This window comes from Streptomyces sp. P3, assembly GCF_003032475.1.
In the GTDB taxonomy this organism is placed as follows: Bacteria; Actinomycetota; Actinomycetes; order Streptomycetales; family Streptomycetaceae; genus Streptomyces.
Map to the genome: position 1 here is coordinate 724,315 of NZ_CP028369.1, position 14,344 is coordinate 738,658.

Annotated in this window: 13 protein-coding genes; 7 read left to right on the forward strand and 6 right to left on the reverse strand. The window is 71.9% G+C overall.

Translation table 11 applies throughout. The features are described 5' to 3' along the window. Positions 1-198: 198 nt before the first annotated feature. A complete protein-coding gene (locus C6376_RS03025) occupies positions 199-1,311 on the reverse strand; it encodes a family 2 encapsulin nanocompartment cargo protein polyprenyl transferase (protein WP_173985567.1) in 1,113 nt (370 codons plus the stop codon). Next, positions 1,308-2,714, reverse strand: a complete 1,407-nt coding sequence (locus C6376_RS03030; RefSeq protein WP_107441965.1) for a family 2B encapsulin nanocompartment shell protein — start codon at positions 2,712-2,714, stop codon at positions 1,308-1,310. The genes C6376_RS03025 and C6376_RS03030 overlap by 4 nt, the downstream gene beginning before the upstream one ends. Positions 2,715-2,870: 156 nt before the next feature. On the opposite strand from C6376_RS03030, the gene C6376_RS03035 reads away from it, so the two are divergent. Next, entirely contained in the window at positions 2,871-3,776 is a 906-nt protein-coding gene (locus tag C6376_RS03035; RefSeq protein WP_107441966.1) for a 1-aminocyclopropane-1-carboxylate deaminase/D-cysteine desulfhydrase, read from the forward strand. 70 nt (positions 3,777-3,846) lie between these two features. Here C6376_RS03035 and C6376_RS03040 read toward each other — a convergent pair whose 3' ends face one another. Continuing rightward, positions 3,847-5,445, reverse strand: coding sequence for a Na+/H+ antiporter (locus C6376_RS03040; RefSeq protein ID WP_107441967.1), 1,599 nt, complete (start codon positions 5,443-5,445; stop codon positions 3,847-3,849). Between the two features lie 57 nt (positions 5,446-5,502). On the opposite strand from C6376_RS03040, the gene C6376_RS03045 reads away from it, so the two are divergent. From C6376_RS03045 to C6376_RS03055, 3 genes are all read left to right on the forward strand, one after another. Beyond that, a complete protein-coding gene (locus C6376_RS03045; protein WP_057603359.1) occupies positions 5,503-5,763 on the forward strand; it encodes a UBP-type zinc finger domain-containing protein in 261 nt (86 codons plus the stop codon). Positions 5,764-6,097: 334 nt separating this feature from the next. Next, the gene (locus C6376_RS03050; protein ID WP_004925829.1) at positions 6,098-6,511 is read left to right on the forward strand and encodes an anti-sigma regulatory factor; all 414 of its coding nucleotides are present in this window, start codon (positions 6,098-6,100) and stop codon (positions 6,509-6,511) included. Next, a complete protein-coding gene (locus C6376_RS03055) occupies positions 6,508-7,617 on the forward strand; it encodes a SigB/SigF/SigG family RNA polymerase sigma factor (protein WP_107441968.1) in 1,110 nt (369 codons plus the stop codon). Before C6376_RS03050 ends, C6376_RS03055 begins: the two co-directional genes overlap by 4 nt. Before the next feature lie 38 nt (positions 7,618-7,655). Here C6376_RS03055 and C6376_RS03060 read toward each other — a convergent pair whose 3' ends face one another. Then, positions 7,656-8,096 (reverse strand): hypothetical protein, encoded by a 441-nt coding sequence (locus C6376_RS03060; RefSeq protein ID WP_107441969.1) that lies wholly within the window; start codon positions 8,094-8,096, stop codon positions 7,656-7,658. A gap of 126 nt (positions 8,097-8,222) precedes the next feature. Between C6376_RS03060 and C6376_RS03065 the strand changes: the two genes are divergently transcribed. Together C6376_RS03065 and C6376_RS03070 are read left to right on the forward strand one after the other, a co-directional pair. Next, positions 8,223-9,191 (forward strand): diacylglycerol kinase family protein, encoded by a 969-nt coding sequence (locus tag C6376_RS03065; protein ID WP_107441970.1) that lies wholly within the window; start codon positions 8,223-8,225, stop codon positions 9,189-9,191. 319 nt (positions 9,192-9,510) lie between these two features. Next, on the forward strand, positions 9,511-9,768 hold the full coding sequence (locus C6376_RS03070) for a WhiB family transcriptional regulator (RefSeq protein ID WP_006380970.1): 258 nt from the start codon (positions 9,511-9,513) through the stop codon (positions 9,766-9,768). Between the two features lie 201 nt (positions 9,769-9,969). Here C6376_RS03070 and C6376_RS03075 read toward each other — a convergent pair whose 3' ends face one another. Continuing rightward, positions 9,970-11,445 carry a sensor histidine kinase gene (locus C6376_RS03075; protein ID WP_107441971.1) on the reverse strand — a complete coding sequence of 492 codons (1,476 nt, stop codon included), beginning with the start codon at positions 11,443-11,445 and terminating at the stop codon, positions 9,970-9,972. 511 nt (positions 11,446-11,956) lie between these two features. Between C6376_RS03075 and nagB the strand changes: the two genes are divergently transcribed. Continuing rightward, the gene (gene nagB, locus C6376_RS03080; protein WP_107441972.1) at positions 11,957-12,742 is read left to right on the forward strand and encodes a glucosamine-6-phosphate deaminase; all 786 of its coding nucleotides are present in this window, start codon (positions 11,957-11,959) and stop codon (positions 12,740-12,742) included. Between the two features lie 95 nt (positions 12,743-12,837). Here the strand turns inward: nagB and C6376_RS03085 are convergent, their stop codons facing one another. Beyond that, positions 12,838-14,337 carry a glycoside hydrolase family 3 protein gene (locus C6376_RS03085; RefSeq protein WP_107441973.1) on the reverse strand — a complete coding sequence of 500 codons (1,500 nt, stop codon included), beginning with the start codon at positions 14,335-14,337 and terminating at the stop codon, positions 12,838-12,840. Between the last annotated feature and the right edge of the window lie 7 nt (positions 14,338-14,344).

A 14,344-nucleotide genomic window follows, 5' to 3' on the forward strand; every position in this document is an offset into this window, starting at 1 on the left:
GCACGACGGACCTCCCGACCCACCGTACTCCGCGCCCCGGCGCCCCGATCCTCGGCCGCGCTACCCCCTTCGCCCCGGCCGTGTTCCCCCTTCGTCCCGGCGGCGCTCCCCCCTTCGCCGGCCCTGTTCCCCCTTCGTCCCGGCGGCGCTCCCCCCTTCGTCCCGGCGCTGCGTCCCGTCCAGGCCCTTGCGGCTCGTCTAGGCGCTGCGCCGGGTCACGAACTCGGCCAGGGACAGCAGACCGCCTGCCGACTCCGGGTCCGGGACGGCCCGGGTCAGTTCGAGCAGGGCGCGGGACATGCGGTCGGCCGCCTGCTCCTGCGCCCACGCGCGGCCTCCGGCCCGTTCGACGGCCAGCGTCGTACGGTCCAGGTCGTCCGGGCGGTAGGGCGCCGCGTACAGCTCGGCCAGCTCTCCGGCCGCCGGGGTACCGGAGGTGAGCGCGGCGACCACCGGCAGGGACTTCTTGCGGGCGGCGAGGTCGGCGCCGGCCGGCTTGCCGGTCTGCCGCGGGTCGCCCCAGATGCCGATGACGTCGTCGATGAGCTGGAAGGCGAGTCCTGCCTCCCGGCCGAACGCGTCCAGCGCGTCGACGTCGACTTCCGTCGCACCCGCGTACAGCGCGCCCACCGCACAGGCGCAGCCGAGCAGCGCGCCCGTCTTGGCCTCGGCCATGGCGAGCACCTCCTCGAGGGTGATCTCGGTGGGGCCGCGTCTCTCCATGGCCGTGTCCGCCTGCTGGCCGGCACACAGCTCGACCACACAGGCCGCTACCCGGGCGGCGGCCGCCGCGGACGCGGGGTGCGGGTCCGCGGCGAGCATCCCGAGGGCGAGGGCCTGCAAGGCGTCCCCGGCGAGGATCGCGTCGGCGTCGCCGAACACGGTCCAGGCGGTGGGGCGGTGGCGCCGGGTGGTGTCCCGGTCCATCACGTCGTCGTGCAACAGCGTGAAGTTGTGGACCAGTTCGACCGCCGCGGCCGCCCGGACGGCCGCCGCGCGAGCAGCCGGACCGCCGAGCGCAGCGGCGGCGGTGAGTACGAGGGCCGGGCGGATCGCCTTGCCCGCGTTGCCCGCCGCCGGCGTGCCGTCCGCGTGCTCCCAGCCGAAGTGGTGGAGCGCGACCCGTCGCAGGGAGCCGGGCAACGAGTCGATCGCCGACCGCAGTGCCGGATCGACCGAGGCCCGGGACGCCTCCAGGACGGCCGCCGCCCGGTGCCCGCCGGCCGGCCCGGCGCCGTCGTCGTGCCGGTTTCCGGCGGGCCCCCGCCCCTCTCGCGCCCCGCCGGGATTCCGCCTGACGGCGGAGGTCACCGCCAGCGGCCGATCTCGACGTTCTCCAGGACGCCCAACGCGTCCGGTACCAGGACGGCGGCCGAGTAGTACGCCGTGACCAGGTACTTGATGATGGCCTGTTCATTGATGCCCATGAACCGCACGGACAGGCTCGGCTCGATCTCGTCCGGCAGGCCCGACTGGCGCAGTCCGATGACGCCCTGGTCCTGCTCGCCCAGGCGCATCGCGATGATCGAGCTGGTGCGGGCCTCGGTGACCGGGATCTTGTTGCACGGGTAGATCGGCACCCCGCGCCAGGTCGGGATCCGGTTGCCGCCGACGTCGATCGTCTCGGGGACGAGCCCGCGCTTGTTGAGCTCGCGGCCGATCGCGGAGATCGCGCGCGGGTGGGCGAGCAGCATCTTGGTGCCGCGCCGCCGGCTCAGCAGTTCGTCCAGGTCGTCGGGGCTGGGCACGCCGTCGTGCGGCTGGAGCCGCTGGTCGTACTCGCAGTTGTGGAGCAGCCCGAACTCCCGGTTGTTGACGAGCTCGTGCTCCTGCCGCTCCTTGAGCGCCTCGACCGTCAGCCGCAGCTGCTGTTCGGTCTGGTTCATCGGCTGGTTGTACAGGTCGGCCACCCGCGAGTGGATGCGCAGGACGGTCTGCGCGATGCTCAGTTCGTACTCGCGGGGCCTCGCGTCGTAGTCCACGAAGGTGTGCGGGATGTCCTGCTCGCCGGCGTGGCCCGCGGCGAGGTCGACCACCTTCTCGCCGTACTTGTTGGTGCGCTGTTCGGGGATCGCGCGCAGCCGCCGCAGGTGCTCGCCCAGCGACTCGGCGCGCTCGGCGACCTGTTCGACGTCCTGCCGGGAAAGCACCAGCACCGTGCAGGCGGTGTCGGCGCGGGCGGTGTACTCCCAGATGGCGTCCGCGTCGAGCAGCGCCTGGTCGCCGAAGTACGCGCCGTCGGCGAGCACCCCGAGCACCTGGTCGTCGCCGTAGGGGCCGGTGCCGACCTTCTCCACGCGGCCGTGCGCCAGCAGGTAGGCCTCCTCGCTCCGGCTGCCGAAGGAGGCGATCACCTCGCCGGGGGCGAACTCCCGCTGCCGGCAGCGCTGGGCGAGTTCCGAGAGCACCTCCTCGTCCTCGTAGGAGCGCAGTGCGGGCAGTTCGCCCAGCTCCGCCGGGATGACCTCGACGCGGTCGCCGGTCTTGACGAACGTGACGCGGCCGTCGCCCACCGCGTACGTCAGACGCCGGTTGACCCGGTACGTCCCGCCCTGCACATCCACCCAGGGCAGATTCCGCAGCAGCCAGCGGGAGCTGATCTCCTGCATCTGCGGCGCGGACTTGGTCGTGGTGGCCAGGTTCCGCGCGGCCGCGGTGCCGAGACTCTGCTGCGGCTTGCCCGACTCCGTGCGGACCTCTTCGCCTACCGACATGAGAAATGCCCTCCCGATTCATGCACGGGCGCCGAACTGCGCCGATGCACTTCGTTCACGCGGCCAGCCTTCCATTACGGAGTGTGCTCGTGCTATTACCCGAAAGAGCGGGAATGGATCATCGTGCGTCTGGGAAGAGGCACGTTTCACCGAACGATGTTCGACAATGAACGGGTGACCGATCTGCGCCCCCGGCTGCCCTCCCCCCTCCAGGAGGCGACCGACGACCGGTTCGCCCGGCACGGCGTACGGTTGCTGCTCAAGCGGGACGACCTGATCCATCCCGAGCTGATCGGCAACAAGTGGCGCAAGCTCGCACCCAACCTGGAGCGGGCGGCCGGCCGGACGCTCCTCACCTTCGGCGGCGCCTACTCCAACCATCTGCGGGCCACGGCCGCCGCCGGCCGCCTCCTGGGGCTGCCCACGGTCGGCGTGGTGCGCGGCGACGAACTGGCCGGCCGGCCGCTGAACCCCTCGCTGGCCCGGTGTGCCGCGGACGGCATGCGGCTGCGCTTCGTGGACCGCGCGACGTACCGCCGCAAGACCGAGCCGGACACCCTCTCGGCCGTCCTGCGGGCGGCCGGTGCCGAGGATGCCTACGTCGTCCCCGAGGGCGGCAGCAACGCGGCGGCGGTCCGCGGCTGCCGGGCGCTCGGTGAGGAACTGCGGGGCCGCGCCGACGTCGTGGCCCTCGCGGTCGGCACCGGCGGCACGCTCGCGGGCCTGGCCGCGGGCCTGGCCCGCGGTCCCCGGGCGCTGGGGATACCGGTACTCAGGGGCGGTTTCCTGGGCGAGGAGATACGGCGCCTGCAGGAGGAGGCGTTCGGGGGCCCACGGGGCGACTGGAGCCTCGACGAACGCTTCCACTTCGGCGGATACGCCCGGGTCACCCCCGAACTGGAGGCCTTCGCGGCGGATTTCGAGCGCCGCCACGGCCTGCCCGTCGAACGTCTCTATGTCGCCAAGTCGCTCTATGCCCTGGTCGTGCTGGCCGAGGAGGGGGCCTTCGCGCCCGGGACGCGACTCGCCGCCGTCGTGACGGGGTCGCCGTTCACCGCGTGAGGACCGGGCGGCTCGCCCACCCGGACCTGCCCGCCGCCCTTCCCGCGGCCGCCCTTCCCGCGTCTGCCGTTCAGGTCGCCTCCCGGAAGGCCGCCGCCTCCTCCAGGTCGAGCCGGCGCAGCAGTGTGCGCAGCATCTCGTCGTCGATGTGGCGGCCGTCGCGCAGCCGGACGAACACCTCGCGCTCGGCGCCGATCATCTCCCGCGACAGCCGCCGGTAGGTGTCGTCGACGGTCTCCCCGGTGACCGTGTTGACCTGCCCGAGGCGTTCCCAGACTGCGTTGCGGCGGCGCTCCAGGACGCTGCGCAGCCGGTCGGCGAGAGGTGGCGGCAGGGTGTTGCGTTCGTCGGCCAGCAGGGCGTCCAGCCGCTCCTCGGCGACGCGCGAGGCCTGTGCCTGCGCGTTGGCCTCGGCGAGCGTCGCGGCCTGCGGGTCGGCCTCGGGGAACTTCAGCAGACGGATCAGCGGCGGCAGCGTCAGGCCCTGCACCACCAGCGTGCCGATGACGGTCGTGAAGGTGAGGAAGAGGATCAGGTTGCGGTGCGGGAAGGGCGCGTCGCCGTCCTCCACGGTGAGCGGGATGGAGAAGGCGATGGCGAGCGACACCACGCCCCGCATGCCGGCCCAGGCGATGACGACCGGTCCGCGCCAGGTCGGGTTGTCCTCCCGCGCGCGGATGCGCGCCGACACCATCCGCGGGAGGAAGGTCGCCGGGTACACCCACAGGAAGCGCGCGGCCACGACCACGAGGAAGAGGGCGACGGCGTACCAGGCGGCGTCCATGCCCTCGTAGTCGCCGAGGCCGCGCAGCACCACCGGGAGCTGGAGTCCGATCAGCGCGAAGACCGCCGACTCCAGGACGAAGGCGACCATCTTCCACACCGCCTCCTCCTGGAGGCGGGTCGCGAAGTCGACCTCCCACGCGCGGTGGCCCAGGTACAGCGCCACGACGACCACGGCGAGCACCCCGGAGGCGTGGAACTGCTCGGCGGCCGCGTAGGCGACGAACGGGATCAGCAGGGAGAGCGTGTTCTGCAGGAGGGGTTCCTCGAGGTGGGTGCGCAGCCAGTGCAGGGGGGCCATCAGGATCAGCCCGGCGGCGACCCCGCCGACCGCCGCCACCAGGAACTCCTCGATGCCGCCGCCCCATGAGGCGCCTTCGCCGACCACGACCGCGAGGGCCACCTTGTAGGCGGTGATCGCGGTGGCGTCGTTGAGCAGTGACTCGCCCTGAAGGATGGTGGTGATCTTCGACGGCAGACCGACCCGGCGGGCCACCGCGGTAGCCGCGACCGCGTCCGGCGGCGCCACCACCGCGCCCAGCACGAGCGCCGCCGTCAGCGGCAGCCCCGGGACGATGAGGTAGGCGGCCCAGCCGACGGCGAACGTCGCGAAGAGCACGTACCCGACCGACAGCAGCGCCACCGGCCGCAGTTGGGCACGCAGGTCCAGGTAGGAGCTGTCGGTGGCCGAGGTGTGCAGCAGTGGCGGCAGCAGGAGCGGCAGGACGACGTCCGGGTCCAGGGTGTAGTCGGGGACCCCGGGCAGGTACGACACCGCCAGGCCCACCGCCACCAGCAGCAGCGGCGCCGGCGCCGGGGTGCGCCGGGCCGCCGCCGCGATCGCCGCACTGCCGGCCACCAGCAACAACAGTGGCATCACGTCCATGTCTCGCCGCTTTCCTTTTCGCGCGGTCGTCCGCACACCCGTCGTAATCTGGCAATCATGAAACAGTGCACGCACGCCGACGCGCTGCCCCACCCCGAACCCGTCCCGCTCGGCGAGACGTGTCCCGAGTGTCTGCGGGACGGCACCCACCCGGTACAGCTGCGGCTGTGCCTGACGTGCGGCCACGTCGGCTGCTGCGACTCCTCGCCGAGCCGGCACGCCACGGCGCACCACAAGGAGTCCGGCCACCCGGTGATGCGGACGTTCGAGCCGGGCGAGAACTGGCGCTGGTGCTTCGTCGACCACGTCCTCGTCTGACCCCTGCGGCGGGCCGTCCGGAGCGGGTCCGTCGCCGGGCGAACTTCCGGGGCGGCGCGCGCGTTGAACTCATGAGACGTCCCGGCCGCCGGGCGGGTACGGTTCGACCGTCCGACGCCTGGGTACGTCAACCCGGCGCGCCTTCTTCCCCTTTGGCTCCACACACCCCTAGACACGGAGCGTGTTCACGGCTTTACTGTGAGTGACGTCAGGGGGTTGGGGTCCCGGGGACAGGAATCGTGAGAGCGCGATAGCGTCACCGCTGCACCACACACGCGTTACCCCGGGGGGCGACCCTCGGCCCCGAAAAGCTTGTACCACCTTGGAGGTGAGGGTGTCCCAGATCGCAGGCGAGCCCGCGACCCAGGACTTCGTGGAAGTCCGGCTGCCGGCTGCGGGTGCCTACCTGTCGGTGCTGCGGACGGCCACGGCCGGCCTCGCGGCCCGTTTGGACTTCACCCTGGACGAGATCGAGGACCTGCGCATCGCGGTGGACGAGGCCTGCGCGATCCTGCTCCAGCAGGCCGTGCCCGGCTCGGTGCTCAGTTGCGTCTTCCGCCTCGTCGACGATTCGCTCGAAGTCACCGTCTCGGCGCCGACCACGGACGGCCACGCCCCCTCGCGGGACACCTTCGCCTGGACCGTCCTGTCCGCCCTCGCGGGCAAGGTGTCCTCCGCCGTCGACGAGGACAAGACCGTGTCGATCAGCCTCTACAAACAGCGCGGCGCGGGACCCGGGCCGGCGTGAGGAACGGGGACGGGCCGCTGCGGGACGAAGAGCGCGGCACACAGGAGCTGCCGGCCGGGAGCGCCGACGTGCCAGTCTCTCCGGACGGTTCCCGACACCTGGCGGACAACATCGACGGCATTCCCGAGCAGGCCCGGCCGCATCCGGAGGACGACTCGTCCTGCGTGCAGGCGAGCATGGCGGACGGTGCCGTGCAGGGCTCGCCCCCTGAGGGGCGGATCGGGGGCTCGCCCCCGGGCCGAGCGCAGGCGAGGGCTCGACAGAGGGCGACGGGCGGGACAATGAGCGAGCACGAGCGAGACGGCGAGCAGAGCGTGCCGGGCACACAGCACACCTCCTCGCCCACGTCGGCGACGGACCGCAGCGGGGCGCGGGCGATGTTCGTCGAGCTGCGGCAGCTGGACGACGGCAGCGCCGAGTACGCGGAGATGCGCAACCGGCTGGTCCGCATGCATCTGCCGCTGGTCGAGCACCTCGCGCGCCGCTTCCGCAACCGCGGAGAGCCGCTGGACGACCTCACCCAGGTCGCCACCATCGGCCTGATCAAGTCGGTCGACCGTTTCGACCCGGAGCGCGGTGTGGAGTTCTCCACGTACGCGACCCCGACGGTCGTCGGCGAGATCAAGCGGCACTTCCGCGACAAGGGCTGGGCGGTGCGGGTACCGCGCAGACTCCAGGAGCTGCGGCTCGCGCTGACCACCGCGACGGCCGAGCTGTCGCAGCAGCACGGCCGCTCCCCCACGGTGCACGAGCTCGCCGAGAAGCTGGCGATCTCGGAGGAGGAGGTCCTGGAGGGCCTGGAGTCCGCGAACGCGTACTCCACCCTGTCGCTGGACGTCCCCGACACCGACGACGAGTCCCCCGCGGTCGCGGACACCCTCGGCGCGGAGGACGAGGCGCTGGAGGGCGTCGAGTACCGGGAGTCGCTCAAGCCGCTCCTGGAGGACCTGCCGCCTCGGGAGAAGCGGATCCTGCTGCTGCGGTTCTTCGGCAACATGACGCAGTCGCAGATCGCTCAGGAGGTGGGCATCTCACAGATGCACGTCTCCCGGCTGCTGGCGCGCACCCTGGCCCAGCTGCGGGAGAAGCTGCTCGTCGAGGAGTAGAGGAGTAGCGGTCGCCCCGCGACCGCTCCGCTCCGTCCCTACTCCGGCGGGCGGCCGGGCCCCCGGATCCCGAGGGCCCGGGTCGTCTCCCCGTTGACCAGCAGCACGAGCGAGGCGATCGCGGCGGCGGCGAGCGCGATGCCCGCCGGGATGGCCATGCTGTCGGCCTGCAGCAGGTTGTAGGCCACCGGCAGCGCCATGATCTGCGTGATGACGGCGGGTCCCCGGCTCCAGCTGCGCAGGCCCCACAGGCCGCGCGCGGCGAGCAGCGGCAGCAGCGCGAGCACGATCAGCGTGACCCCGCCGGTGACGGCCTGCTGACGGTCGTCCGGGTTCGCGGAGATCCCGAGGACGAGCATCCAGGCCCCGCCGACCACCAGCGCCAGCCCTTCGAGGGCGGCGAGCGCGGCGGCGTACGTCAGCCGGCGCGGGCGGGGATCTGCGGTCTTGGGGACTGTGGGGGTCTGCTCACTGCTCACCTCTGAAGGGTAGCCCGCACGGTCGCAACGCCCTGGTCCGCCCGTGTCGAGGCTCACCTCGCGATCTCTTACCCGATCCCCACCTCGGCCTGTGCCCGGTACCACCCAGTAGGTACGCTGCAACTCATGCGTGCACTTCTCGTGGTCAATCCGGCGGCAACCACCACCAGTGCACGGACGCGCGACGTCCTCATCCACGCACTCGCCAGTGAGATGAAGCTCGAGGCGGTCACCACCGAATACCGCGGACACGCGCGTGACCTCGGCCGGCAGGCCGCCGAGAGCGGCAACGTCGACCTGGTGGTGGCCCTCGGCGGGGACGGCACGGTCAACGAGGTCGTGAACGGTCTGCTGCACGCGGGCCCTGATCCGGAGAACCTGCCCGGATTCGCGGTGGTCCCCGGCGGTTCCACCAACGTGTTCGCCCGGGCCCTGGACCTGCCCAACCATCCTGTGGAGGCCACCGGCGCCCTGCTGGACGCGCTGCGTGAGGGCCGCGAACGCACGGTGGGCCTGGGGCTCGCGGCCGGCACGCCCGGCACCGAGGACGAGGCGGTGCCCTCGCGCTGGTTCACCTTCAACGCCGGGCTCGGCTTCGACGCCGGGGTGGTGGGGCGGGTGGAGCAGCAGCGTGAACGCGGCAGGAAATCCACGCACGCTCTTTACATCCGCCAGGCCGTGCGCCAGTTGTTGGGCGAATCACAGCGCCGGCACGGTTCGATCACCCTGGAGCGGCCGGACGCCGAACCGGTGACGGATTTGGTGCTTTCCATAGTCTGCAACACGGCTCCGTGGACCTATCTGGGTAATCGCCCGGTGTACGCGTCACCTAAGGCCTCGTTCGATACCGGGCTCGACGTACTCGGTCTCAGCCGTCTGTCAACGGCCTCGGTTGCCCGATATGGCACCCAGTTGCTCACTTCGTCCCCCGAGCGGGGACCCCAGGGAAAGCATGCTGTCTCACTGCACGACCTGGACCGGTTCACCTTGCATTCGAAGGTCCCGTTGCCCCTCCAGATGGACGGTGACCACCTGGGGCTGCGAACCAGCGTGACGTTCACAGGCGTACGCCGTGCACTGCGTGTGATTGTGTGAGCAGAAAGGGCTGAAGTCCTTTCACTCGAACGTTTAGGCCAGGATCCACCCCATGGAAGTACGGCTGTGACCTAGTCGACACCGAGGAATCAAAAAAAACTTTCCGGTAGGGGTTGTATCCGTCGCTGAGGTTTGCGAGTCTCTACGTGGCGATCGGGACAGCCCGCAACACCGGCATCCACTGATCACCGGAACCCCTCTTCACACACAGGACCAACGCCAGTGCACCTGGCTGGTGGCCCTTCACTTGTTGAGGGATTCGTGAAAGCGTTCACATTCACAAGCAACCTGCATGTAATACCAAGGAGAGGTAGCAGCCATGGACTGGCGTCACAACGCCGTTTGCCGCGAGGAAGACCCCGAGCTCTTCTTCCCCATCGGCAACACCGGTCCTGCGCTGCTGCAGATCGAGGAAGCCAAGGCCGTCTGTCGTCGCTGCCCGGTTATGGAGCAGTGTCTGCAGTGGGCGCTCGAGTCCGGCCAGGACTCCGGCGTCTGGGGTGGTCTCAGCGAGGACGAGCGCCGTGCCATGAAGCGTCGCGCCGCCCGCAACCGGGCCCGCCAGGCAACCGCCTGACAACACCCGCCCCGCAAGCCTGAGCTTGGCGGCGCGTACAGCGAGTACGCATCTCCCGCCCCCGAGCCGCAGCGCGCAGTACCCCCGATGCGCAGCACACGCTGGCAACGAGCATTCGAGCCCCGGACCCCTGAACGGTCCGGGGCTTCGTGCTGTGCGCGGTCCGCCGAAGGGCTCCGCCCGGCGCGCCTCCCGCACGGCTCACTTGTGCGCGCGCACCGGGATGTCGAGGATCACCTGTGTCCCGCGGTCGGGGGCCGGGACCATGTCGAAGCTCCCGCCGAGCTCCCCCTCCACCAGCGTCCGCACGATCTGCAGGCCCAGGTTGCCCGAGGTGTGCGGGTCGAAACCGGCGGGCAGCCCGACGCCGTCGTCCTGGACGGTGACCAGGAGACGGGCCTCCTTGGTGGTGCCGCCGCGCACGGCCGAGACCTCGACCGTGCCGGTGTCGCCCTCGCGGAAGCCGTGTTCCAGGGCGTTCTGCAGGATCTCGGTGAGGACCATGGAGAGCGGCGTGGCGACCTCGGCGTCCAGGATGCCGAAGCGTCCGCTGCGCCGGCCGGCGACCTTGCCCGGGGAGATCTCGGCGACCATCGCCAGCACACGGTCGGCGATCTCGTCGAACTCCACCCGCTCGTCCAGGTTCTGGGACAGCGTCTCATGGACGATGGCGATGGAGCCGACCCGGCGGACCGCCTCCTCCAGGGCCTCCCGGCCGCGCTCCGACTCGATGCGCCGGGCCTGCAGGCGCAGCAGGGCCGCCACCGTCTGGAGGTTGTTCTTCACCCGATGGTGGATCTCCCGGATGGTCGCGTCCTTGGTGATCAACTCGCGCTCGCGGCGCCGCAGTTCGGTCACGTCACGCAGCAGCACCAGCGCGCCGATACGGGTGCCCTTGGGCTTGAGCGGGATGGCCCGGAACTGGATGACCCCGTCGTTGGCCTCGATCTCGAACTCGCGCGGCGCCCAGCCGCTGGCGACCTTGGCGAGGGCCTCGTCCACCGGGCCCCGGGTCGGGGCGAGTTCGGCGGTGGTCAGGCCGAGGTGCTGACCGACCAGGTCGGAGGCGAGCCCCATCCGGTGGTAAGCGGAGAGCGCGTTCGGGGAGGCGTACTGGACGAGGCCGTCGCCGTCGACCCGGATCAGCCCGTCGCCGACCCGCGGGGCGGCGTCCATGTCCATCTGCTGGTCGGGGAACGGGAAGGAGCCGGCCGCGATCATCTGCGCGAGGTCGGAGGCGCTCTGGAGGTAGGTCAGCTCCAGTCGGCTCGGGGTGCGCACGGTGAGCAGGTTGGTGTTGCGGGCGATGACGCCGAGGACGCGGCCCTCCCGCCGCACGGGGATCGACTCGACCCGGACGGGGACCTCTTCGCGCCACTCCGGGTCGCCCTCGCGCACGATCCGGCCCTCGTCCAGGGCGGCGTCCAGCAGCGGGCGGCGACCGCGCGGGACGAGGTGACCGACCATGTCGTCCTGGTAGGAGGTGGGGCCGGTGTTGGGGCGCATCTGGGCCACGGAGACGTAACGCGCGCCGTCACGGGTGGGCACCCACAGGACCAGGTCCGCGAAGGAGAGGTCGGAGAGCAGTTGCCACTCCGAGACCAGCAGGTGGAGCCACTCGAGGTCGGAGTCGTCGAGCGCGGTGTGCTGGCGTACGAGTTCGTTCATGGAGGGCACGCCTGTGAGCGTACCCGGGCAGCCGGAGTGTCCGGAAAACACCCGCGGGCCGCGGCGCCTGAGAGGGACCCTCAACCCTCCCGGCACCGCAGCCCGGAGCAATATCGGCCGCGGGGTGTGCGGTCCCGTCGGCCGAAGGTGAGGACCGGGGCAGTCAGGGCAGAGAGCTCCGGGTCCTCGGTCCGCCTTCCTGTGCGGGGAAGGCGGAGGTTCTGTGTCGCGCCCCCGCCATTGTGGACTAGACCACTAAGGGTGTCCATGTGTGGGAGCTTGTTCGTCGTCGTGGGTGTTCGGATGCTCTGCCATCCATCACGCAGCCTAGCCTGTGCGGGTTCCCGTGCGGGGCGGATGCGCGGGTCAATTTCCCCGGCCCGCCTCGGATCCGGCCCGGCCGCCCCGCCCCGCACCCGGAGACGGGGGCTCCCGATTCTGTTAGATTGAACCCCTGGATTGGTCTAAACCACATAGCCCTTCCGGGTCCTCGGAGCCCCTCTCAGAACGGCAGGCCAGCGTGGAAGTTGTCATCGTTGCGGACGCCCGGTCGGGCGGCGAGCTCATCGCCGAGGCCATGGCCCAGCTCCTTCGGCGCAAGCCGGACGCGCTGCTCGGGGTGGCCACCGGTTCCACCCCGCTGCCCGTCTACGAGGCGCTGGCCGCCCAGGTGCGCGCCGGCGCCGTGGACACCTCGCGTGCCCGGATCGCCCAGCTCGACGAGTACGTGGGCCTGCCCGCCGAGCACCCCGAGTCCTACCGCTCCGTCCTGCGGCGCGAGGTTCTCGAGCCGCTGGGCGTGAAGATGGAGGCGTTCCTCGGTCCGGACGGCACGGCCGACGACGTGCAGGCCGCCTGCGAGGCCTACGACCGGGCGCTGGCAGCGGCCGGCGGCGTGGACCTCCAACTGCTCGGGATCGGCACCGACGGGCACATCGGGTTCAACGAGCCGTGTTCGTCGCTGCGCTCGCGGACCCGGATCAAGACGCTGACCGAGCAGACCCGGGTGGACAACGCCAGGTTCTTCGACGGAGACGTCGAACAGGTCCCGCACCACGTCATCACCCAGGGGATCGGGACGATCCTGGAGGCCCGGCACGTGGTGCTGCTCGCCACCGGGGAGGGCAAGGCGGACGCGGTCGCCGCCTCCGTCGAGGGGCCGGTCGCCGCCGTGTGCCCCGCCTCCGCCCTGCAACTGCACCCGCACGCCACGGTCGTCGTCGACGAGGCCGCCGCGTCCGAGCTGAAGCTCGCGGACTATTTCCGGCACACCTACGCCCACAAGCCGCAGTGGCAGGGGATCTGAGGCGGCGCTCCGCCTCGGCCGCGCACCGCGACCGCCGCTACGAGGAAGGCGCCGGGTTCCCGACCAGGGACCCGGCGCCTTCCTCGTCGTCGTGCCTACCGTCCCGCGACTACCTCGGCCGCCGCGCGGGCGCACACCCGGGCGGCGCCGTGGGTGGCGATGTGCAGGACGCCCCGGGGCGGGGCCTGGGGGACGCCCATCTCGACGACGACCGTGTCCGGGCGGGCCGCGAGAAGGGTGTCGAGGGCGCTCGTCATCCAGGGATGCCGGTGCTCGTCGCGGACCACGGCGACGATCCGCCGCTCCCCCGCCGCGACCAGCGCGGCGTGTCCCGCGCCCGGGCCGGCGAAGCTCCCGGTCCGCGTTCCCGGCAGCAGCCGGGTCAGCTCGGCGGCCATCCCCCACGGGGTCTCGTCGCCGACGGCGATGTTGGCGACCGGGGTGAGGGCGGCGACGTACGGCGGATCGGTGAGCGGGGAGAAGACCTCGTCGCCGGTGAGCCGCAGGGCACGGCGGGCGGCGATCAGGCCGACGTCGGCGCGCACCGCTGCGCCGTCCCGCTGCCCGGTCCCGGCCGTGGCTGCCGTCGCCGTCCAGCGGGCGAGGGCCCGTACCCGCCGTGCCGCGTCGGCGAGGCGTTCCTCGGGGAGTTCGCCCGTGCGGACGGCGGTGACCAGGGCGTCGCGCAGCCGGCACACCGTCTCGTCGTCGGCGAGGCCGCCGCCCACGCAGATGGCGTCGGCGCCCGCGGCGATCGCGCGGACGCTGCCGCGCTCGATGCCGTAGGTCGCGGCGACGGCCTGCATCTCCATGCCGTCGGTGACGATCAGACCGTCGTAACCGAGTTCGTCGCGCAGGAGGGTGGTGAGGACGCGGGGGGACAACGTCGCCGGGTGTGCCGGGTCGAGGGCCGGGACCAGGATGTGCGCGCTCATCACGGCGCGGGTGCCGGCGGCGATGGCCGCGCGGAACGGGGTCAGCTCGCGTTCGGCCAGGACCGCCGGGTCGGCGTCGATGCGCGGGAGCGCGTGATGGGAGTCGACGGCCGTGTCGCCGTGGCCCGGGAAGTGCTTGGTGCAGGCCGCGACGCCCGCCGACTGCAGGCCGGTGACGTAGGCGGCGGTGTGCCGGGCGACCAGGGCGGGGTCGGCGCCGAAGGAGCGCACGCCGATGACCGGGTTCGCGGCGTTGGAGTTGACGTCGGCGGAGGGCGCCCAGTTGAGGTTGACTCCGCATGCGGCGAGGCGGCGGCCCAGCTCGGCGGCGACCTCCCGGGTGAGCGAGACGTCGTCCACCGCGCCCAGCGCGTGGTTGCCGGGGAAGCTGGAGCCGGTGCGCACCTCGAGCCGGGTGACGTCGCCGCCCTCCTCGTCGATCGCGACCAGGACGTCGCCTCGTTCGGCGCGCAGCCGGGCGGTCAGGGCGGCGAGTTGTCCGGGCGAGGCGATGTTCCTGCCGAACAGGCCGACCGACGCCAGTCCCTCGCCGAGCCGGCGCAGCAGCCAGTCGGGGGCGGTGTGGCCGGGGAAGCCGGGCTGCAGGACCGTCAGGGCGTCGCGGGTGAGTGTGTCGGTGCCGTTGGCGAGTGTCGTCATCGGGGCG

Coding starts and splice junctions, on each gene's coding strand:
- C6376_RS03030 (WP_107441965.1), bottom strand. CDS start 2,714: ATGTCGGTAGGCGAAGAGGTCCGCACGGAGTCGGGCAAGCCGCAGCAG.
- C6376_RS03035 (WP_107441966.1), top strand. CDS start 2,871: ATGTTCGACAATGAACGGGTGACCGATCTGCGCCCCCGGCTGCCCTCC.
- C6376_RS03040 (WP_107441967.1), bottom strand. CDS start 5,445: ATGGACGTGATGCCACTGTTGTTGCTGGTGGCCGGCAGTGCGGCGATC.
- C6376_RS03045 (WP_057603359.1), top strand. CDS start 5,503: ATGAAACAGTGCACGCACGCCGACGCGCTGCCCCACCCCGAACCCGTC.
- C6376_RS03065 (WP_107441970.1), top strand. CDS start 8,223: ATGCGTGCACTTCTCGTGGTCAATCCGGCGGCAACCACCACCAGTGCA.
- C6376_RS03070 (WP_006380970.1), top strand. CDS start 9,511: ATGGACTGGCGTCACAACGCCGTTTGCCGCGAGGAAGACCCCGAGCTC.
- C6376_RS03085 (WP_107441973.1), bottom strand. CDS start 14,337: ATGACGACACTCGCCAACGGCACCGACACACTCACCCGCGACGCCCTG.